Genomic DNA, 21,304 nt, shown 5'->3' on the forward strand with positions numbered 1-21,304 from the left:
GACGGAGGAATCATGCTGGATCCCTCGCAGCCCCGACCCGACATCGCGACGGTCGCGGAACTCCTGGGCAACGCGACCCGCGCGGCGATGGTCAGCGCGCTGGTGGGGGACTTCGTGATGCCCGCCGGGGAACTCGCCTCGATCGCCGGCGTCTCCCGCCCCACGGCGAGCGAACACCTCGCCCGGCTGGTGGAGCACGGCCTGCTCTCCGTGGAGCGGATGGGCCGGCACGCCTACTACCGGATCTCCAGCGCCCAGGTCGCCGAACTCGTCGAGGCACTGGCCGTCATCGCACCCGTCCGGCAGCCCACCTCGCTGCGCTCCGCGCGGCTGCTGAAGACGCTCAGCCACGCCCGCACCTGCTACCGGCACCTGGCCGGGCGCACCGGGGTGGAGCTGGCCGAGGCGCTGTGCCGGCAGGGACTGGTCCGCCGGACGGCGGGCGGACTGGAGATCGACGCGGCCCGCTGGGACGCCTGCGAGCCGCTCGGGCTGGCCACCCGCGCCCTGGAGGCCGAGGGACAGCCCCTGATCAAGGGGTGTGTGGACTGGAGCGAGCGCCGCCACCACCTTGCCGGCACCGCCGCCACCGCCCTGACGGACCGGCTGTTCGCACTGGGCTGGATCACCAGGGCCCGCGAGCACCAACGAGCCGTCGTGGTCACCGCCGAGGGCACCGCGGGCCTGGCGAGCGAGTTCGGACTGTACCTTCGGTGAACCGCCCCCGCCGCCCCATGACATCCAGGGCGCGGCGGGGACAGCACAGTACGCGCAGACGGCGGCCGCCCCGGCGCCGCCCGCGCGGCCCGTCTGCCCCGCGCACGCTACCCATGGGAGAACGTCATGGCAGGTCGACGGTTCGACATCTGCATCATCGGCATGGGCCCCCGAGGACTCTCGGTCCTGGAGAGGGTCTGTGCCAACGCCCGGTACACCGCGCCGGACATCCGGCTCACCGTGCACGTCGTGGACCCCCACCCGGCGGGCGCGGGCAAGGTATGGCGCACCGGGCAGTCCCGGCACCTTCTGATGAACACCGTCGCCTCGCAGGTGACCATGTTCACCGACCCGAGCGTGGACCTCGAAGGGCCGCTGTCACCCGGGCCGAGCCTGCACGAGTGGGCCCGTTTCCTCGCCCTGACGGGGCCGTTCGACGGGCACCACTACCCGCCCGACGTCCTCGCGGAGGCCGCCGCGCTCGGGCCGGACTCGTACCCGACCCGCGCCTTCTACGGGCACTACCTGCGCTGGGTGTTCCAACGCGTCGTGGACACCGCGCCGGACCACGTCACCGTCCGCACCCACCGCTCGCGGGCGGTCGCCCTCGACGACGCCGGCCCCGCCGCCACGACGCCCACGACCACCGCGCCGGACGCCGGGGACGCCGCGCACCGGTGCTGCCCGCTGCAGACCGTGCGCCTGGCGGACGGCACCCGCCTGCGGGACCTGCACACGGTGATCCTCGCGCAGGGCCATCTGCCCACCCGCCCGAGCGCCCGCGAGACCGAACTGACCCGTTTCGCGGCCGAGCACGGCCTGCGCTACCTCCCGCCGGCCAACCCCGCGGACGCCGACCTCACCCCCGTCCGCCCACGGGAACGCGTCGGCCTCCTCGGCCTGGGCCTCAACTTCTTCGACTACATGGCGCTGTTCACCGCGGGCCGCGGCGGCCGCTTCGAGCGCCGGGACGACGGCTCGCTGCGCTACCGGCCGTCCGGCGACGAGCCGCGCCTGTACGCCGGTTCGCGCCGCGGCGTCCCCTTCCACTCCCGCGGCGAGAACGAGAAGGGCCCGTATGGCCGGCATGTGCCGGTGGTGCTCACGCCCGACGTGATCGGCCGGCTGCGGGCCCGGGCGGCCGACGGCGCCGGTGTCGACTTCCGCCGCGACGTGTGGCCGCTGGTGGCGAAGGAGGTGGAGACCGTCTACTACGCCACCTTCCTCGCCGCCGACCAGGGCCTGCGAGCCGCCGAATGCTTCCGCCGGCGCTATCTCGACGTGCCCTGGGACACCCCGGAGGAGGCCCGCATCCTCGACGTCTTCGGCGTCCCCCGGGACCGCCGCTGGGACTGGGAACGCCTCGCCCGCCCGTACGGCGACCGGAGATTCACCGGCCCCGGCGACTTCCGCGACTGGCTGAGGGACCACCTGAACCACGACATCGCCGAGGCGCGGGCCGGCAACGTCAGCGGACCCCTGAAGGCCGCGCTGGACGTCCTGCGCGACCTGCGCAACGAACTGCGGCTCGTGGTGGACCACCGCGGCCTCACCGGAGGCTCCCACCACCGGCACCTCGACGGGTGGTACACACCGCTGAACGCCTTCCTGTCCATCGGCCCGCCCCTCCGGCGCATCGAGGAGGCCGTCGCCCTGATCGACGCGGGCGTCCTGGAGGTCCTCGGCCCGGACGTGACCGCCCACGCCGACGCGGAGGCCGGCGTCTTCGTTCTCCAGGCGGGCGGCGTCCGCGCCTCCGGCATCCGCACCACCGTCCTCGTCGACGCCCGGCTCCCCGACACCGACCTGCGCCGGACCGCCGATCCGCTGCTACGCCACCTCCTCGCCGACGGCGGGTGCCGGCCGTACGCGATACCCGATCCGGACGGCACCGTCTACCAGACCGGCGGCCTGGAAGTGACCGAGCACTACCGGCTGGTCGACGCGGCGGGCCGCCCCCACCCGCGGCGCTTCGCCTTCGGCGTGCCGACGGAAGCGGTGCACTGGGTGACCGCCGCCGGCATCCGGCCCGGCGTCAACTCGGTGACCCTCGCCGACGCCGACGCCCTCGCCAGGACCGCCCTCGCCCTGGTCGCGAAGGCGGCCGCGACCACACCCGATTGCACGGAGGCGACGGTATGACACCCCAGGACGCTCCCCAGGACGCCCCCTCCCCGGCCTTCGACGCCGGCCCGGACTCCGGGCTGCTCTCCCCGGTCCGCGCCGGGGCACCGGCCGAGGGCGCGACCTCCGACGCGGCATGGCTCCAGGCGCTGTTGGACGCCGAGGCGGGCCTGGTCCGCGCCCAGGCCGCCCTGGGCGTCGTGCCCGCGGCGGCCGCCGCGGCCCTCACCCGCGCCGCCCGGGCCGAGCGGTTCGACCTCGTCACCCTGGCCCGGCGCAGCCGCGGCGCCGCCAACCCCGTGGTGGCACTCGTCGAGGACCTGACGAGCGCGGTGGCGGCGGCCGACCCGGCCGCGGCCGACTATGTGCACCGCGGCTCCACGAGCCAGGACATCATGGACACCGCCGCCATGCTGGTCGCCCACCGGACCACCGGACTGATCCTGGCCGACCTGGACCGGGTGGCGGCGGCCCTGGCCCGCCTGGCCGAACAGCACCGGGACACCCCCATGCCGGGCCGGACGCTGGCCCTGCACGCGGTGCCGGTCACCTTCGGGCTGAAGGCGGCCGGCTGGCTCCAGGCCGTCCTGGACGCCGCGGCGGAGCTGCGCACGCTGCGCACCGCGCTCCCGGCCCAACTCGGGGGCGCGGCCGGCACGTTGGCGGGCTACCTGGAATACGCCCGGCTCACCGCGCACTCCTCCGGCACGTCGTCCACCGACGACGCGCCGTCCGACGACGCCCCGTCCGGCGTGCCCGGCTACGCCGAGAAGCTGATCGCCGCCTTCGCCGCCGAGGTGGGGCTCGCCGAACCGGTGCTGCCCTGGCACACCGCGCGAGCCCCCCTCGCCCGGCTCGGCGCGGCGCTCGCCACGGTCACCGGAGCGCTCGGCAAGTTCGCCGTGGACGTCCAGACCCTCTCCCGGACCGAGATCGCCGAGGTCGCCGAGCCGGCCGCGGCGGGCCGGGGCGTCTCGTCCGCGATGCCGCACAAACGAAACCCGGCCCTGGCCACCCTCATCCGATCGGCGGCACTCCAACTCCCCTCCCTCTCCCTGGTGTTGGCCCAGTCGATGCTGGCCGAGGACGAGCGGCCCGCCGGTGCCTGGCACGCCGAGTGGCAGCCCCTGCGGGACTGTCTGCGGCTGGCCGGCGGCGCGGCCCACACCGCCGCCGAACTGGCCGAAGGGCTCACCGCGGACCCTCGCCGGATGCGGCACAACCTGACCCTCACCGGCAGCCTGCTGCTCACCGAACGACTGGCCGCCGTGCTGACGCCCGTCGTCGGCAAGGCCACGGCGAAGACCCTGATGAGCCGGGCCGCCGCCGAGTCGGCCCGCACCGGCCGGCCGCTCGCCGCCGTCCTGCGCGAACTCCCCGATCTGGCAGGCCACTTGGACCACCTGGACCACCTGCACGAGAGCGGACTGGCCGAACTCCTGGACCCGGAGCGCTACACCGGCGCCGCCGGCCAACTCGTCGACCGCGCACTGGCCCACTACCGCCGCACCGGCCGTCCGCGCTGACCGCCCCCACTGATCGCCCCTGCTCCCGCAGCCCGGATCCACGTCCCCCGACCGCATCCTCCCGACCGCATCCGCACAGGCAAGGGGTACCGCGATGTCCCAGCCCGTCCGAGCCGCCCAACCCGTTCCCGGACCCGGCGAGCAGCGCCGGACCCAGATGCGCCGCGTCGTGCTGTCCGGCCTGCTCGGCAGCACCATCGAGTACTACGACTTCATGCTCTACGGCACCGTCGCCTCGCTCGTCTTCGACAAGCTCTTCTTCACCGGCCTTACGCCGCCGGCCGGGACGATCGCGGCCTTCGGCACCTTCGCCGTCGGCTATCTGGCCCGTCCGCTGGGCGGTGCGCTCTTCGGCCACTTCGGCGACCGGCTGGGCCGCAAGGCGATGCTGGTGCTCTCGATGGCGATGATGGGCGTCGCCAGCACCCTCATCGGGCTCCTTCCCACCCACGACCAGGTCGGCAACCTGGCACCGACGCTCCTGGTCGTGCTGCGCCTGGTCCAGGGCGTCGCGGTCGGCGGCGAGTGGGGCGGGGCCGCGCTGCTGACCGCCGAGCACGCGGCGCGCCGCAGACGCGGACTGCTGACCAGCTACGTACAGATGGGCGGGCCGGCCGGCACGGTCCTGTCCACCCTGGTCCTCACCCTGTTCGCCACACTGCCGGACGACCAATTCCTGTCCTGGGGCTGGCGGGTGCCCTTCCTGCTGAGTGCGGCCCTGCTCGCGATGGGCCTGTTCGTCCGGCTGAAGGTGACCGAGAGCCCGCTGTTCGCCGAGGTGCGGCAGAACAACGCCGTCGTGCGCAGACCCCTGGTCGAGATCCTGCGCCGGCCCAAACCCCTGCTCCTGGCCTGCTTCGTGGTCTTCGGCGCCACCGTGTCCCAGGCACTGACCAGCGTCTTCGCCATCAGCTTCGCCACCGGCGTCGGCTACGCACGCACCGACATCCTGGTCGGCCAGCTCTTCAACGGCATCACCGCGGCCGCCGCGATGCCGCTCTCGGCGGCCCTGTCGGACCGGATCGGCCGCCGACCGGTCCTCCTCGGCGCGGCACTCACCCTCGCCGTGGTCGCCTTCCCGGTGTTCCTGATGGTCGGCACGGGCTCGGTGCCGCTGATGATGCTCGCCCTGGGCCTGCTCGCCCCGCTCCCGATGGGCGCGCTGCTCGGACCGGTACCGGCCCTGTTCTCCGAGATGTTCGGCACCAGCACCCGCTACACCGGAGTGTCCATGGGCTACCAACTGGCCGCCGTCCTCGGCGGTGGCCTGGCCCCACTGGCCGCCACGACCCTGCTCTCCGTCTCCGGCACTCACCGCCCCACCCTGGTCGCCCTCTACATGGTCGTCGCCTGCCTGATCAGCGCCACCGCAATCCACCTCACCACCGAAACCCACGGCCACGCCCTGGACCACACCACCACCCCCGTCCCCGAAAAACCCCTCGCTGACCACCTCTGAACCGCCCACCCGGCCAACCCTCCCCCGCTGCCCGCCCAAGGCGGAGCAGCCGGCGCCTCCTGGGCTTCGAGCCAGGTCATGAGGGACCATGCCGCGCATGACCTTAGCCATCGCACCCGCCATCCCGGCCGGAACCCTCGCGGCCACCGCCCAGCCCGCCCTTCCCTCCCGCGATGGTGACCTGCTGCTGCGCCCCTGGGAGGCGGCGGACGCTCCCGTACTCCAACGCGCTTACGAGGACCCGTCGATCCGGCGCTGGCACATGCACCATGTGACCTCGCCGGCGGAGGCCCGGGACTGGATCGCCGCCTCCCACCGGTCCTGGCAACAGGAGCAGGCCGCCCAGTGGGCCATCACGCGGGGCGGCGACGACGTCCTCGGCCGGATAGCCCTGCTCCGGCCGGACCTCCTCCACGGCCTCGCCGAGTGCGGGTACTGGGTCCTGCCGCACGCCCGCGGCACCGGGGTCGCCCCGCGGGCCCTCGCCACGTTGGCGGCCTGGGCGCTGGACGAGGCCGGCTTCCACCGCCTTGAACTCGCCCACTCCACCGCCAACGATGCCTCCTGCCGGGTGGCCACCAAGTCCGGCTTCGCCCTGGAGGGCACCCGCCGCAGCGCACATCTGCAACCGGACGGCTGGCACGACATGCACCTCCACGCGCGCGTCCAGGGCGATACCTGAGCCGACGGCAGAACACCACACCAACGTCACAGTCGGCCGGGCACGCCCGCACAGTCAGGGCGCGTCCGTCACCGCGAGGCGACCACCCACCGTCGATCTTCCTCAACCTGCCCACGAATACGAGGAGTTGGCCCAGAGCAGGGCATGCCTTTGCCCGCGCCTTGCGCTTTCGTGGCTATCGTCCTCATGGGCATTTGCGCCAGATGCCGAGGGGGACGCTGTGGCGATTGAGCTGCCTGAACCGGTGGTGACGTTCCTTCAGTTCGTCGGGGTGAACTGGCCGACCGTCAACGAGGACAAGGTCCGCGAGTTCGCTTCCCACGTACGGGACTTCGCGCAGAAGATCGACGACACCCACAAGGACTCCACGTCGACGATCCACCAGTTACAGGACGTCTACCAGGGTGCGTCCTACGAGGCGCTGCTCGCCAAATGGGGGCAGCTGTCCGACGGCCACATGACGGAGCTGGTGACCGCCTGCCACACGGTGGCCACCGCGCTCGACCTCGCGGCCGAGACCATCGTGGCGATGAAGGTGGCGGCGATCGCCGAACTCGTCGTGCTGGCCATCACCTTCGTCGCCGACCAGGCCGCCGCCGCGGCCACGCTCGGCATCGCCGAGGCGGCCGAGGCCCTCGTCGTGGCGGCGGGGAAGAAGGTCGTCAGCTTCCTTGAGCAGCAGCTGGAGCAGTACATCATCGGCCAGGTCATCGAGGCCGCGGTCGACCCCCTGGTGGAGGTGGTCGGCAAGGCGGTGAGCGGCATGGTCTTCCAGGCCGCCGAGTCCGCGCTCGGCGTCTCCGCCGGAGGCGGTCAGGGAGGCGTGGGGGAGAGCTTCTCCATCCACCCGGAGGAACTGCACGCACGCGCCGAACGACTGCGTGGCCATGCGCGGACGGTCGCCTCGCACGCCGCCGATTTCGAGGCGAAGGCGGCAGGGGTGAGCTTCGCATGAGCAACCGGATAGTCAAGGCGCTGGAAGGCGGCGCCGAGAAACTGGGCAAGACGCTGGCCAAGGATGCCGGTAAGGCCATTCAGGACCTGTACCACGGCGCCGGCACCCGGCTGAAGAAGGTCGCCACCAATCACGCCGAGAACGACGCCAAACACGCCGCGGAACTCGAAAAGATCCTCAAGGGCGGCGAGAAGGACATGCCGCATGCACCGCGCGGCACGGATGGCGGTGGCCGTCCCCATACCAAGAGCGGCTCGTCCGAGGGCGCCCGCAAGGAAGCCGAATCCGGCCATCCCCAGGACAAGACCCGCGGCGACAACGGCAAATGCACCGATGGGACCGACCCCGTCGACCTGGCCTCGGGCCGGGTGTTCCTCACCCAGTCCGATATCGCGCTGCCCGGTGTGCTGCCGCTCGCCTTCACCCGCAAATTCGAGTCCTCCACCCGTCTCGGTCGCCATATCGGACCGTCCTGGTCCTCCCTCATCGACCAGCGGTTGGAGATCGGTGACGAGGGCGTCGTCTTCGTCACCGAAAGCGGCATGCTGCTGCGCTACGAGACTCCTCAGACCGGTGAACGGGTATGGCCCGAGGACGGTCCTCGCTGGCCGTTGATGCGAACCGTCCAAGGTGACTGGGCAGTTCACGAACCGGATTCGGGCCTGACCCGCTACTTCAGCGATGCCCTGCACGCCCCCGGCCTCGCCCTGCCCGACGAGATCACGGACCGCAACGGCAACCGCATCAGCTTCGACTACGCGGACGAGACCGGCATCCCCTATGCCATCCGGCACAGCGCCGGCCACGAACTGAAGCTGACCTGCGACGAGGACGGCCGCCTCACGGCCCTGCACCTGGCGGGTGCGGCCGAGGACGGCGCGGACCGCCTGGTGAAGTCCTACGGACACGACGAGGCCGGCAACCTCGTCACCGTCACCAGCGCCACGGGGGCGACGACGCGCTTCGAGTACGACTCCGAGCACCGGATGACCGCCTGGGTCGACTCCAACGGATTCCGCTACGAGTACACCTACGACCAACGGCACCGCTGCGTCGCCCAGTCCGGCGCCGACGGCCACCTGGCCAACCGTTTCAGCTACGGCGAACCGGACCCGGAGACCGGTCACCGCACCACCACGCTCACCGACGCGCAGGGCGCCGCCACGCGCTACCTCTTCGACCAGCGGCTCCAGGTCGTCGCCGTCACCGATCCGCTGGGCCACACCACGCGTACCGAGCGCGATGCCATGGACCGGGCGACGGCGGTCACCGACCCCCTCGGCAATGTCACGCGCTATGCACGTCCCCAATCCGCACACCGCCGTCGACCCGCTGGGACTGAGCGTCTGCAACACCGCGGCCCAGGCGGACCTCGCGAAAATGCGTTCCGAGATGGGTATCCCCGCCATCGCGAACGACACCCAGAAGCCGATGAGCACGCTGGGACGTCTGGACATGGACGGGCACGATCCCCTCTACGGTCAAAACGGCCGCCTGCCCCGCCCCGTCCCCTATCCCGGCGCGGGCAACGGCATCTCGCGGTTGTCGTTCGAGGACCACGCCGAGGGCGATGTCTTCTCCCAGGCCATGGCCAGGGGACAAACCGGAGGGACCGCGCGGCTCTATCTCGATCGTGATCCGTGCAACTTCTGCCGCAACAGCATGGCGGGATACGGCCGTTGGCTGGACCTGGATTCCCTGCATGTGTACGGCCCGAACGGGCTGCACGGTACGTATACTAGGGGCGGCAAGTACGTCTTGGCGTAGGTGGTACGCGTGCAGATCAAGTTCGAGACCTGGGTTCCGACGCACGAGACGCGCATGGTGGACCTGGCGGACGTGCCCCTCGTCTACCGAGAAGCCAAGGAAAGCGCCTCCCCGACCTTCACCTGGAACGATCTCGGCGATGAAGTCCTGATCGTCACGGTCGGCGACGACTATTCAACGGTCTCGCTGATGAGGGAGGACACCTTCTACAACCTCGCGGTCTCCGACAGCGACGACATGCGGGAGATCCAGGTTTCGGGCGATACGACGATGTGGCCCGAAGGCCAGATCCTCCCGCGGGAGATGGGCCTGGAGGTCCTGTCGCGGGTGCCCGACGTGGAGTCACTGGTGCGCGATTACCGCTGGGAAGAGCAGTAGCCGCCTGAACGGCCAGACGTCCGAACGGCTGGACGTCTGAACGGCGACTGGCAACAACCGCTGGTTGCGAGGGCCCGGAAAATCACCTGCGGCCATCACGCTCGGTTACTATGCTCACTTTGTGCCGCAGGCTGGAAAGCTGCGGCTTTCGGCCGTTGGCCGTGGACTCTGTGGAATCCAAGGAATCTAAGGAAATGGACCGTGGGCCTTGAGAGAGCGTTGAGGGAGGTCGTCGCGACGCGCTATGTCACGCCCCTGCGTGAGGGCGGGTCGCTGCCGGGGATCGTCGAGGGGGACGATCTCGGGACGTACATCATGAAATTCACCGGGGCCGGGCAGGGGCGCAAGACCCTGGTCGCGGAGGTGATCTGCGGGGAGCTCGGGCGGCGGCTGGGGCTGCGGGTGCCGGAACTGGTGCGGATGCAGCTCGATCCGGTCATCGGGCTGAGCGAGCCGGACCAGGAGGTCCAGGCGCTGCTGAAGGCCAGCGGGGGACTCAACCTGGGGATGGACTACCTCCCCGGGTCGCTGGGGTTCGATCCGCTGGCGTTCGAGGTGAGCGCGCGCGAGGCGGGCCGGGTGGTGTGGTTCGACGCGCTGATCAACAACGTGGACCGGTCCTGGCGCAACCCCAACCTGCTGGTGTGGCACGGGCAGTTGTGGCTGATCGACCACGGTGCGGCGATGATCTGGCACCACAACTGGCCGACCGCGGAGAAGGCGTCGGCCCGGCCGTACGACGCCTCCGATCACGCACTTGCCACGTTCGGGCCCGATGTGGCCGCCGCGGCCGAGGAGTTCGCACCGCTGATCACCGAGGAACTGCTCGACGGGATCGCCGCCGACGTGCCCGACGAGTGGCTGGCGGACGAGCCGGGCTTCGACTCGCCGGAGGAGCTGCGCGCGGCGTATGTGCGCACGCTGATGGCCCGGGCGCGGACCATCAGCGAGCGGATCACCGTCGGGGAGCCGACGAAGGACAGGCCGTCGCAGGCACCGGAGTGGCTGGCGGGCAAGTTGCCGCGGAGGGCCGTGAAGTGAGCGGACTGCACAACGGGCGCGACGTCTTCGAGTACGCGCTGCTCAAGGTCGTACCGCGGGTCGAGCGCGGGGAGATGATCAACGCGGGGGTGGTGGTGTACTGCCGCGCGCGGCGGTTCGTCGAGGCCCGGACGTATCTGGACGAGGCCCGGCTGCGGGCGCTGGACCCCGAGGTGGACATGGCCGGTGTACGGGCCGCGCTGGGTGCCGTGGAAGGCGTCTGCGCGGGCGGCGCGCGGGCCGGACAGGCCGCCGGCGAGGATCCGGGGCAGCGCTTCCGCTGGCTGATCGCGCCGCGCAGCACGATCGTCCAGCCGGGGCCGGTGCACACCGGACTGACCGCCGATCCCACGGTGGAGGCGGAGCGGCTGCTGGAGCTGCTGGTGCGGTGAGGCGTGTCGGGCACACGGTGCGCGGGGCGGGTTCCTTCGGGGATCCGCCCCGTGCGCTGTTCGCGGCCGGTGTGCGGTGGTGGGGCGTTGACAGGGGGTGGCCGGGCTTCTAGCGTCAGCCCTGCTGAGGCTACTAAGCGGTTGCTCACCTGGATCGGGAGCGGGCCGCTGGTGTTCGAGGTATCGACGATCGAGGGTGAGGAGAACCCGCATGTCCACCACCGAGCAGCGTGTCGCCATCGTGACGGGCGCCGCCCGCGGCATCGGCGCGGCCACCGCCGTCCGCCTGGCCGCCGAGGGCCGCGCCGTCGCCGTACTCGACCTCGACGAGGCGGCCTGCAAGGACACCGTCGCGAAGATCACCGCGGTCGGCGGCAAGGCCGCCGCGATCGGCTGCGACGTCTCCGACGGCGACCAGGTGGCGGCCGCGGTCGAGCGGGTCACGGCGGAGCTCGGCGCACCCACCGTCCTCGTCAACAACGCGGGCGTGCTCCGCGACAACCTGCTGTTCAAGATGAGCGAAAGCGACTGGGACACCGTCATGAACGTCCACCTGCGCGGTGCGTTCCTGATGTCGCGGGCCTGTCAGAAGCACATGGTGGACGCCAAGTTCGGGCGGATCGTCAACCTCTCCTCCAGCTCGGCGCTCGGCAACCGCGGCCAGGTCAACTACTCGGCGGCCAAGGCCGGCCTCCAGGGCTTCACCAAGACCCTCGCCATCGAACTCGGCAAGTTCGGCATCACCGCGAACGCCGTCGCCCCCGGCTTCATCGCCACCGACATGACCGCCGCCACCGCCGCGCGGGTGGGCATGGACTTCGAGGACTTCAAGACCGCGGCCGCCTCCCAGATCCCGGTACAGCGCGTCGGCAACCCCGACGACATCGCCAACGCCATCGCCTTCTTCACCGGCGAGGCGGCCGGGTTCGTCTCCGGCCAGGTCCTGTACGTCGCCGGCGGCCCGCTGTGCTGACCGCCGGACCGACCGCAGAAGCACACGGGCAGGAGAACGGGATATGCGGGGTATGAGGGATATTCGGGATATGGCAGAGCGGGACGGCGGGCTGCCGATGCTCTCCGGCAAGGTGGCCCTGATCACCGGGGCCAGCCGCGGCATCGGCTACGGCATCGCCGAGGCCCTGGTGGCCCGCGGCGACCGGGTCGTCATCACCGGTCGCAACGAGGACGCCCTCAAGGAGGCCGCCGAGAAGCTCGGCGCCGACCGGGTGCTCGCCGTCGCCGGCAAGGCCCACGACGAGGCGCACCAGGCCGCCGCCGTCGAGCGGGCCATGGAGACCTTCGGCCGGGTCGACTACCTGGTCAACAACGCCGGCACCAACCCGGTGTTCGGCCCGATCGCCGACCTCGACCTCAATGTGGCGCGCAAGGTCTTCGAGACCAACGTCGTCTCGGCGCTCGGCTTCGCCCAGCGCACCTGGCACGCCTGGCAGAAGGAGAACGGCGGCGCGATCGTCAACATCGCCTCGATCGCCGGGGTCGCGCCCTCGCCGTTCATCGGCGCCTACGGGATCAGCAAGGCGGCCATGGTGAACCTGACGCTCCAGCTGGCGCACGAGTTCGCGCCGGCGGTACGGGTCAACTCCATCGCCCCCGCGGTGATCAAGACCAAGTTCGCCGCGGCCCTCTACGAGAACCGCGAGGAGGAGGCGGCCGCCGCCTACCCGATGGGGCGGCTGGGCGTCCCGGAGGACATCGGCGGGGCCGCGGCCTTCCTGCTGTCCGACGCGTCCGGCTGGATCACCGGGCAGAATCTCGTCGTGGACGGCGGGCTCTTCCTGAACGCCGGGGTGTGACGGCCGGGGGCCGCCGCAAGGGGCGGCCCCCGGCCTGATCCCACGGGTCCGGCCCGGCCCGGTGACGGTGGTGCCGGCGGGCCCGCTGGACGTCGCCTGAGGAGCGGGAATGCCGCCGAGGGCCCCGGCGGACGGCCCGCGGCGGGGATTGTCAGTGGTCGCCGGTAGGTTCTGAGGAGAGAACGGAACGCACACCGGAGGTTGTTGACGTGGTCACCGACATGCTGCCCGAGTCCTGGCGCGGGGTCCTGGGCGAGGAGTTGGAGAAGCCCTACTTCAAGGAGCTGATCGACTTCGTCGAGCAGGAGCGCGCGGCCGGCCCCGTCTACCCGCCCCGCGAGCAGGTCTTCGCGGCGCTGGAGGCCACGCCCTACGACCAGGTCAGGGTGCTCATCCTCGGCCAGGATCCGTACCACGGCGCCGGCCAGGGCCACGGCCTGTGCTTCTCCGTGCAGCCCGGGATCAAGACGCCGCCGTCGCTGCGCAACATCTACAAGGAGATGAAGGAGGAGCTGGGCCACCCGGTTCCGGACAACGGCTATCTGATGCCCTGGGCCCAGCAGGGCGTCCTCCTGCTGAACGCCGTTCTCACCGTCCGCGAGGGCGAGGCCAACTCCCACAAGGGCAAGGGCTGGGAGAAGATCACCGACGCGGTGATCCGCGCCGTCGCAAGCCGCCCGGACCCGGCCGTCTTCGTCCTCTGGGGGAACTACGCCAAGAAGAAGCTGCCGCTGATCGACGAGGAGCGGCACGCCGTGGTCCAGGGCGCGCACCCCTCGCCGCTGTCCGCGAAGAAGTTCTTCGGCTCCCGCCCCTTCACCCAGATCAACGACGCGATCGCCGCCCAGGGCCACGCCCCGATCGACTGGCGCATCCCCGACCTGGGCTGACCGGCCACCCGGTGCGTCGCGCACACCGCGCGGAGCTTCCCCCCGGCGGTTAGCGTCGGGGGGAGCAGGCGGTGGCGGCGATCGAGGACGGGGAGTGCGCGGTGGCGGAGCAGCGACGGGAGGCGGAGCACGAGGACCGCATGCTGACCCGGATCGGCCAGGCGATCATGCTGCATCGCGCCGGCGACCGGGAAGAGGCCCGCAATCGCCTGGCCGCGCTGTGGCAGGAGATCGGCCCACGCGGTGACGCCTTCCATCGCTGTGCCCTCGCGCACTACATGGCCGGCACCCAGGACGACCCCCGTGACGCGCTGGACTGGAACCTGCGTGCCCTTCAGGAGGCGGAGGGCTTCGTCACGGAGCGGCCCCCGGGGGCCCGGGCCGCGAAGCCTGCCGCCGAGACCGTCGCCGAGCCGGCCACTGGGACCGCGACGGTCGGCGAAGCGGGCCCCGCCGGCGGGCCGGGCGCCCGCCACCCCTTCGCCGCGGTCCGGGCGTTCTTCCCCGCCCTCCACCTCAACCTCGCCGCCGACTACGCCGGACTGGACCGTCCGGCCGACGCCCGCGCCCAGCTCCGGCGGGCCCGCGCCTCGGTGCGCACCCTCGCCGAGGGCGACTACCGGCGGCGCCTCACCGCCGCGATCGAGCGCCTGGAACTGCGCATCGAGGGCGCCTCGGGGCCATCCCGATAGCGTTGCCGGCCGACCGCCCAGGGTCTGCCCGCGGCTGGCCCTGCGGGCCGTCGTCCCCGCCCGTCGCCCGCCGCGCCGGTCACCGGCTCAGCCGCGCAGCATCCCGTCGAGCAGTTCCGCACACGAGGCGCGCAGCGCGTCGCGGGTCGGCGCCGCGGCATGGAACTGCCCCGCGACGCAGGAGAACAGCACCCCGTCGCACCACGCCACCAGGGCCAGCGTCTGCCGCTCCGGCGCGCGCGAACCGGCCGCCCTCAGCAACGCCTCCACCGGCTCCCTGAAGGCCCGGCCCGCCCCGTCGTAGACCTCCCGCAACTCCGGCCTGCGGGTGGCCTCCAGCGCCAGCTCGTAGCGGGCGATCAGCAACGCCCGGTGGTGCGAGAGATAGCGGTGCAGAGCGAGCGCGAGCGCATCCGCGAGGGCCGCCGGGGCGCCGTCCGCCGGGTCGGCGGCGCGCGGCATCTCATCCGGCGTCAGCACCGCCGCCTCGCGCTCGGCCAGCCGCCGCACCGCGGCCGTCAGCAGAGCCGCCCGGGTCCGTGCGAGGTTCGACGTGGAGCCCTGCGGCAGCCCGGCCGCCTCGTCGACGGCGCGGTGCGTCAGCCCCCGCATGCCCCGCTCCGCGAGCAGGGCCAGGGCGGTGTCGGCGATCAGCCGGTGCCGGGGGAGCGGAGCGGACGAGGCGGCGGCGGTACGGGCGTTCATGCGGGGGAGCCTAACGCGGGCCGGGGCACGGGAACTGCGGGCGTAGTGCGGCGCATCTCGGGCCCTCCGTTCACCGTTGCGCAACTACATCTGTAGTCTCGCCGTGAGTCGCCACTACAGATGTAGTCGCATTGTCGGCACCCCGGCACGTCGACACTTCGGCATGTCAGCACTTGGACATGCAACCCCGGCGACACCAAGCCACAAGGAGGCTGTGACATGACGGAACGCACCGCGATCGTGATCGGCGGCGGGATCGGCGGGCTCACCGCCGCGGTGGCGCTGGACCGGCGGGGCTGGCGGGTGACCGTACGGGAACGGGCCGCCGCCCTGGAGCCGGTGGGCGCGGGCATCGGGCTGGCCCCCAACGCACAGCGCGCGCTGGACGCCGTCGACGTCGGCGACGCGGTCCGCGCCATGGCCTCCCGGCAGTTGACGGGCGAGCTCCGCCGGCCCGACGGGCGGCTGCTGGCCCGCACGGACAACGCGGCCGCCGTCCGACGGTTCGGCGGCCCCGTCGTGGTCGCCCACCGTGCCGACCTGGTCGCCCTGCTCGCCGGCCGCCTGCCCGGCGCCGCGGTCCGCACGGGCGCTCCGGCCACCCTCATGGACCCCGGCGATCCGCTGCGCGACGACCGGCCCGCCCGGGTCCGGACCACCGGCCCGGACGGCGAACCGGAGGAGCTGACCGCCGACCTCGTCGTCGCCGCCGACGGCATCCGTTCCGCCGTCCGCCGCGCGCTCTTCCCCGCCCACCCTGCGCCCCGCTATGCGGGCTTCACCACCTGGCGCTTCGTGGTGCCCGCCGCCGACGCCGCCGGGCTCTCCGACCCCGACACCGCGCACGAGACCTGGGGGCCGGGCAGCCTGTGGGGCACCCTGCCGCTGCACGACGGGCGGATCTACGCGTACGCCACCGCGGCCGTCCCGCCCGGCGGCGGCCGGGACGGCGGCGACCAACGGGCCGAGCTGCTGCGGCGGTTCGGCGACTGGCACCGGCCCGTCCCGCAGCTGCTGGCCGCCGCCGACCCGGCCGCGGTCCTCCGCAACGACGTGTACGCCGCGGCCGCCCCGCCGCCGGCCTTCCACCATGGCCGGGTCGCGCTGCTCGGCGACGCGGTGCACCCCATGACGCCCAATCTCGGGCAGGGCGGCTGCCAGGCCGTCGAGGACGCCGTGGTCCTCGCCCACCACGCCGCGCCGGACGCCGCCCTCGCCCCGGCGCTCGCCGCCTACACCCGGCAGCGGCTGCCCCGCACCATGGCCGTGGTCCGCCGCTCGGGGCGGATCGGCCGGCTCACCACCTGGCGGTCCCGGCCCGCCTGCGCGCTGCGCGGCGTCCTGCTCGCGGTCACCGCCCGCCTGGCGCCCGACCTCGCGCTGCGCGGCCTGGACGGCATCGCCGACTGGCGGCCGCCGACCGCCCCGTAGGCTGCGTGATCAGATGCCCGGACGAGTGACGAGCCGGCGACGAGCCGGGCACCGGACCGCGGAAACCAAGGGAGAAGTCGAGTGAAGGTCGCCTGTATCGGACTCGGGGACATCGCGCGCAAGGCGTATCTCCCCGTACTGGGCGCGCAGCCCGGGGTCGAGCTGCATCTGCAGACCCGCAATCCGGCCGCGCTGCAACAGGCCGGGGACACCTACCGGCTGACCGGGCGGCAGCTCCACGCCGACCTGGACGGGCTGCTCGCCGCCAAGCCCGACGCCGTCTTCGTCCATGCCGCGACGGTCGCCCACCCGGAGCTGGTGACCCGGCTGATCGAGGCCGGCGTGCCGACCTACGTGGACAAGCCGATCGCCTACGACATCGCCGACACCCGGCGGATCGTCGCCCTCGCCGAGGAGCGCGGGGTGGGCCTGGCCGTCGGCTTCAACCGCCGCTTCGCCCCCGGCTACGCGCAGTGCCTGGAGCACCCCCGCGAACTGATCCTGCTCCAGAAGAACCGCACCGGGATGCCCGAGGACCCCCGCACGCTGGTCCTCGACGACTTCATCCACGTCGTCGACACCCTGCGCTTCCTCGTGCCCGGCGAGATCGAGCACATCGACGTCCGGGCCCGGGTGCGGGACGGCCTGATGGACCATGTGGTGCTCCAGTTGTCCGGCGACGGCTTCACCGCGCTCGGCACCATGAACCGCCGCAGCGGCTCCGTCGAGGAACTCCTGGACGTCTCCGGCCAGGACGCCCGGCGCCAGGTCGTCAACCTCGCCGAGGTCGTCGACCACAAGGGGCAGCCGAGCATCCGCCGCCGCGGTGACTGGGAGCCGGTGGCCCGTCAGCGGGGCATCGAGCAGATCGTGCTGGCCTTCCTGGACGACGTCCGGGCCGGGCGGCGGCCGTCGGCCCGGGACGCGCTGCGCACGCACGAACTGTGCGAACGGGTCGTCACCGAGGCGCTCGCACAGGCTGCCGCCCCGAGCTAGCCCCGGGCCCCGCGGAGCGATCGGCGCGGTGCCGCCGGACGGCGCGGCCCGCCTCGATCGCCCCGTAGGCGAGCAGTGCGGCGACCGCCCCGTCGACCGCCCAGTCGCCCCACCGGGTGTACGGGCTGGTGCCGTGGGCCAGCGGCAGGTCGTAGACGGCCGCCGCGCTGCGGTCGGTGCCCAGCCGCTCGCCGACCGGTTCGCCCCGTGGCCCGTACACCGCGCTGACGCCGGTGAGCGTGGCGTGCACCATGGGGCGCCAGGTCTCCGCGGCACGCAGTGCCCCCAGGGAGGCGTGCTGGGCCGGCGCCCAGCTGTCCTGGAACGTCGCGGTCGAGGACTGGGCGACCAGCAGCTGCGCACCGTCGGCGGCCAGCCGGCGGCTCATGTCGGGGAAGGCGGTCTCGAAGCAGACCAGCGGCCCGGCCCGCAGTCCGGCCGCGGCGGGCAGCGCCATCACCACCTGGTGGGTGCCCCGCCGGCGGTCGCTGGCGGCGGCCTTGCCCACCTTCGTCGCCCAGCCCAGGAGGGACCTCGCGGGTATGTACTCGCCGAACGGCACCAGCCGCATCTTGGCGTAGCGGTCGCCGGTCGGGCCGTGCGGGCCGATGAGCACCGCGCTCTTGGCGATGCCGTGCTTGCCGGAGTCCGGTGCGTCGGCGTTCACCAGCAGGTCGGCGCCGGTACGCCGGGACAGCGCGGCCAGCCGGGCGGCGAGCGCCGGATGGTCGGCCGGGTCCTCGTAGAGGCTGCTCTCGCCCCAGACGACCAGGCGTACCCCGCGGCCCGCCAGCGCGCCGGTGAGCGCCTCGCTGTGGTCCAGCCGCTGGGTGGGCGTGCCGCCGGGGCCCGGCTGGACGATCGCGATCCGCACCGTCCCGGCGGGCCGGGGGAGCGGCGCCCACAGCCAGGCCGCGGTGCCGGCCAGCGTGCACACCAGCAGGCCCGCGACGGCCGGCACCCGGGCCGCGGGGACGGCGATCAGCCCGGCCAGCGCGGTGTTCACCGCCACGATCAGCAGGCTCAGCAGCCACACCCCGCCGAGCGACGCCAGCCGCAGCGCGGGCGGCACCTGCCACTGGCTGGCGCCGAGCAGCCCCCACGGCCCGCCCAAGTACTCCCAGGAACGGACCAGTTCGACCATCAGCCAGCCCGATGGCACCAGCACCAGCGCGGCGGCGGCCCGCCCGGCGGACGGCGCCCCGCCCAGCAGTGTCCGCACCAGCATCCCCCAGGGCGCCCACAGCGCCCCCAGCAGCAGCGCCAGCACCAGGATGAAGACATGCAGGCTCGGCAGCAGCCAGTGGTGCACCGCCAGCATGAAGCCGGTGCCGCCCAGCCACCCGTACACCGCCGCCCGCCGGGCGGTGTGCGCCGACCGCACCAGCAGCAGCCACGGCACCAGTGCCCCGTAGGCGAGCCACCACCAGGACGGCGCGGGGAAGGCGAGGGCGGGCAGCGCGCCCGCCAGCGCGGCGGCCGGGCCGCGTATCCAGAGGGAACCTGCCTCCCGTCTCCGGTGGCCGAACGGTATGTCCATACGGGCTCCCTGTCGCCGTGCCTGCTCCCACGTCCGGTGCATCCCGTCGGTATCTCTTGCCACGCTCAAGGGTTGTCAGCCCTCCCCGGCTTCCGCCACTTCTCGTGCACCCGGATCGCCGCTCCCGTGGTGGGTACAGAGAGGCCCCCGCCCAAGAGGCGAGGGCCTTCGACCGGTCCGGCGGCCGCCGTCGTCAGCTCACCAGATTCGCCAGTTCACCGGTGTCGTCAGTTCACCAGTGAGGGGGCGGGGGACGGCTCCGGCCCGGCGTCCGCGGCGGCGAACTGCGTCCGGTACAGCTCGGCGTACCGGCCGCCGGCCGCCAGCAGCGTCTCGTGCGTCCCCCGCTCGACGATCCGGCCGCCCTCGACGACGAGGATCAGGTCGGCGGCCCGCACGGTCGACAGCCGGTGGGCGATGACCAGCGCGGTCCGCCCCTCCAGCGCCTCGGTGAGCGCCTCCTGGACGGCCGCCTCCGAGGTGTTGTCCAGGTGGGCGGTGGCCTCGTCCAGGATCACCACCCGGGGGTGGGCCAGCAGCAGCCGGGCGATGGTCAGCCGCTGCCGTTCGCCGCCGGAGAGGCGGTAGCCGCGTTCGCCGACGACGGTGTCCAGACCGTCGGGCAGGCCGGCGATCAGCTCGTCCAGGCGGGCCCGGCGCAGCGCGTCCCACAGCGCGTCCTCGGTGGCCTCGGGGGCGGCCAGCAGCAGGTTCTCCCGGATGGAGTCGTGGAAGAGGTGGCCGTCCTGGGTGACCATGCCCAGGGTGTCGCGCAACGAGGCGGCGGTCAGATCCCGGACGTCCACCCCCGCCAGCCGCACCGCACCGGAATCCGCGTCGTACAGCCGCGGCAGCAGCTGGGCGATGGTGGACTTGCCGGCGCCCGAGGAGCCGACCAGGGCGACCATCTGGCCCGGCTCGGCGCGGAAGGAGACGCCGTGCAGGACCTCCTCGCCGCCCCGGGTGTCGAGGGTGGCGACCTCTTCCAGGGAGGCCAGCGACACCTTGTCGGCGGACGGGTAGCCGAAGCGCACCGCGTCGAACTCCACCGACACCGGGCCGCGCGGCACCGGCCGGGCGTCCGGCCGCTCGGTGATCAGCGGTTCCAGGTCCAGCACCTCGAAGACCCGCTCGAAGCTGACCAGCGCGCTCATCACCTCGATGTGCGCGCCGGACAGCGCGGTCAGCGGGGCGTAGAGCCGGGTGAGCAGCAGGGCCAGCGAGACGATCGAGCCCGCCTCCAACTGCCCGCGCAGCGCCAGGAAGCCGCCCAGCCCGTAGACCACGGCCAGCGCCAGCGCGGAGACCAGGGTGAGCGCGGTGACGAAGTACGTCTGCACCATCGCCGAGCGGACGCCGATGTCGCGCACCCGGCGGGCCCGGGCGGCGAACTCCGCGGACTCGTGGGCCGGCCGGCCCATCAGCTTCACGAGGGTGGCACCGGGCGCGGAGAACCGCTCGGTCATCTGGGTGCCCATCGCGGCGTTGTGGTCGGCGCCCTCCCGCCGCAGGGCCGCCAGCCGCCGGCCGACCAGCCGGGCGGGCAGCACGAAGACCGGCAGCAGCACCAGCGCGATCAGCGTGATCTGCCAGGACAGGCTGAGCATCACACCGAGCGTGAGCAGCAGCGTGACGATGTTGCTGACGACTCCGGAGAGGGTGTCGCTGAACGCCCGCTGGGCGCCGATCACATCGTTGTTGAGCCGGCTGACCAGGGCGCCGGTGCGGGTGCGGGTGAAGAAGGCGATCGGCATCCGCTGGACGTGGTCGTAGACGGTGGTGCGCAGGTCGAGGATGAGGCCCTCGCCGATGCTCGCCGACAGCCAGCGGGTCAGCAGCCCCAGCCCCGCCTCGGCCAGCGCGATGGCCGCTATCAGCCCGGACAGCTCCACGACCAGCCCCGCCGACCTGCCGCCGACGATCGCGTCCACCACCCGCCCGGCGAGCAGCGGGGTCGCCACCGCGAGCAGCGCGGTGACGGTGCTCAGCACCAGGAAGCACACCAGCATCCGGCGGTGCGGGCGGGCGAAGGCCGCGATCCGGCGCAGCGTCCCCCGGGAGAAGCGGTGCCTCCCCCGCTGGGCGGTCATCGTGCTGTGCAGCGCGTGCCAGGCGGTGACTTCCATGTCCATCGCGGCCTCCTGTTTGCCGGTCGTCACGGGATCGCCGTGCAGCCGGCGACACGAAAGAACCTA

General features: G+C 72.8%; 19 protein-coding genes. 16 read left to right on the top strand and 3 right to left on the bottom strand.

Annotated features, from left to right (window positions below):
- The first annotated feature begins 12 nt into the window (after positions 1-12).
- The 14 genes from ACRAS8_RS30585 to ACRAS8_RS30650 all read left to right on the top strand — a co-directional run bounded on the left by ACRAS8_RS30585 (position 13) and on the right by ACRAS8_RS30650 (position 14,437).
- Entirely contained in the window at positions 13-717 is a 705-nt protein-coding gene (locus ACRAS8_RS30585; protein WP_438489213.1) for an ArsR/SmtB family transcription factor, read from the top strand.
- Positions 718-843: 126 nt separating this feature from the next.
- Complete coding sequence (locus ACRAS8_RS30590; RefSeq protein WP_438489214.1) at positions 844-2,859, top strand: FAD/NAD(P)-binding protein; 2,016 nt, start codon at positions 844-846, stop codon at positions 2,857-2,859.
- Entirely contained in the window at positions 2,856-4,367 is a 1,512-nt protein-coding gene (locus ACRAS8_RS30595) for a lyase family protein (RefSeq protein WP_438489215.1), read from the top strand. Before ACRAS8_RS30590 ends, ACRAS8_RS30595 begins: the two co-directional genes overlap by 4 nt.
- Positions 4,368-4,461: 94 nt before the next feature.
- Positions 4,462-5,826 carry an MFS transporter gene (locus ACRAS8_RS30600; RefSeq protein WP_438489216.1) on the top strand — a complete coding sequence of 455 codons (1,365 nt, stop codon included), beginning with the start codon at positions 4,462-4,464 and terminating at the stop codon, positions 5,824-5,826.
- Positions 5,827-5,923: 97 nt separating this feature from the next.
- Entirely contained in the window at positions 5,924-6,508 is a 585-nt protein-coding gene (locus ACRAS8_RS30605) for a GNAT family N-acetyltransferase (protein WP_438489217.1), read from the top strand.
- A gap of 220 nt (positions 6,509-6,728) precedes the next feature.
- Entirely contained in the window at positions 6,729-7,463 is a 735-nt protein-coding gene (locus ACRAS8_RS30610; protein WP_438489218.1) for a WXG100 family type VII secretion target, read from the top strand.
- Positions 7,460-9,100: a DUF6531 domain-containing protein gene (locus ACRAS8_RS30615; protein WP_438489219.1), complete on the top strand. Its 1,641-nt coding sequence runs from the start codon at positions 7,460-7,462 to the stop codon at positions 9,098-9,100. The genes ACRAS8_RS30610 and ACRAS8_RS30615 overlap by 4 nt, the downstream gene beginning before the upstream one ends.
- 139 nt (positions 9,101-9,239) lie before the next feature.
- Entirely contained in the window at positions 9,240-9,608 is a 369-nt protein-coding gene (locus tag ACRAS8_RS30620) for a hypothetical protein (protein ID WP_438489220.1), read from the top strand.
- Between the two features lie 201 nt (positions 9,609-9,809).
- Entirely contained in the window at positions 9,810-10,649 is an 840-nt protein-coding gene (locus ACRAS8_RS30625) for a HipA family kinase (RefSeq protein WP_438489221.1), read from the top strand.
- Complete coding sequence (locus ACRAS8_RS30630; RefSeq protein WP_438489222.1) at positions 10,646-11,041, top strand: DUF3037 domain-containing protein; 396 nt, start codon at positions 10,646-10,648, stop codon at positions 11,039-11,041. The genes ACRAS8_RS30625 and ACRAS8_RS30630 overlap by 4 nt, the downstream gene beginning before the upstream one ends.
- 211 nt (positions 11,042-11,252) lie before the next feature.
- Positions 11,253-12,014 carry a 3-oxoacyl-ACP reductase FabG gene (gene fabG, locus ACRAS8_RS30635; RefSeq protein WP_438489223.1) on the top strand — a complete coding sequence of 254 codons (762 nt, stop codon included), beginning with the start codon at positions 11,253-11,255 and terminating at the stop codon, positions 12,012-12,014.
- Positions 12,015-12,084: 70 nt separating this feature from the next.
- Positions 12,085-12,855 (top strand): SDR family oxidoreductase, encoded by a 771-nt coding sequence (locus ACRAS8_RS30640; RefSeq protein ID WP_438489224.1) that lies wholly within the window; start codon positions 12,085-12,087, stop codon positions 12,853-12,855.
- A gap of 221 nt (positions 12,856-13,076) precedes the next feature.
- Positions 13,077-13,745 carry a uracil-DNA glycosylase gene (locus ACRAS8_RS30645; RefSeq protein ID WP_438490644.1) on the top strand — a complete coding sequence of 223 codons (669 nt, stop codon included), beginning with the start codon at positions 13,077-13,079 and terminating at the stop codon, positions 13,743-13,745.
- Between the two features lie 71 nt (positions 13,746-13,816).
- The gene (locus ACRAS8_RS30650; RefSeq protein ID WP_438489225.1) at positions 13,817-14,437 is read left to right on the top strand and encodes a hypothetical protein; all 621 of its coding nucleotides are present in this window, start codon (positions 13,817-13,819) and stop codon (positions 14,435-14,437) included.
- A gap of 87 nt (positions 14,438-14,524) precedes the next feature.
- On the opposite strand, the gene ACRAS8_RS30655 is transcribed toward ACRAS8_RS30650, so the two are convergent.
- On the bottom strand, positions 14,525-15,142 hold the full coding sequence (locus ACRAS8_RS30655) for a TetR/AcrR family transcriptional regulator (RefSeq protein WP_438489226.1): 618 nt from the start codon (positions 15,140-15,142) through the stop codon (positions 14,525-14,527).
- A gap of 219 nt (positions 15,143-15,361) precedes the next feature.
- Between ACRAS8_RS30655 and ACRAS8_RS30660 the strand changes: the two genes are divergently transcribed.
- Both ACRAS8_RS30660 and ACRAS8_RS30665 read left to right on the top strand, forming a co-directional pair.
- A complete protein-coding gene (locus ACRAS8_RS30660; RefSeq protein WP_438489227.1) occupies positions 15,362-16,573 on the top strand; it encodes an FAD-dependent monooxygenase in 1,212 nt (403 codons plus the stop codon).
- An 81-nt stretch (positions 16,574-16,654) separates the two neighbouring features.
- A complete protein-coding gene (locus ACRAS8_RS30665; protein WP_438489228.1) occupies positions 16,655-17,569 on the top strand; it encodes a Gfo/Idh/MocA family protein in 915 nt (304 codons plus the stop codon).
- Here the strand turns inward: ACRAS8_RS30665 and lnt are convergent.
- Together lnt and ACRAS8_RS30675 are read right to left on the bottom strand one after the other, a co-directional pair.
- Positions 17,532-19,109: an apolipoprotein N-acyltransferase gene (gene lnt, locus ACRAS8_RS30670; RefSeq protein ID WP_438489229.1), complete on the bottom strand. Its 1,578-nt coding sequence runs from the start codon at positions 19,107-19,109 to the stop codon at positions 17,532-17,534. The genes ACRAS8_RS30665 and lnt overlap by 38 nt on opposite strands.
- A 227-nt stretch (positions 19,110-19,336) precedes the next feature.
- Positions 19,337-21,241: an ABC transporter ATP-binding protein gene (locus ACRAS8_RS30675; RefSeq protein ID WP_438489230.1), complete on the bottom strand. Its 1,905-nt coding sequence runs from the start codon at positions 21,239-21,241 to the stop codon at positions 19,337-19,339.
- Positions 21,242-21,304: the final 63 nt, after the last annotated feature.

Source organism: Streptomyces sp. S186, assembly GCF_051603415.1.
In the GTDB taxonomy this organism is placed as follows: domain Bacteria; phylum Actinomycetota; class Actinomycetes; order Streptomycetales; family Streptomycetaceae; genus Streptomyces.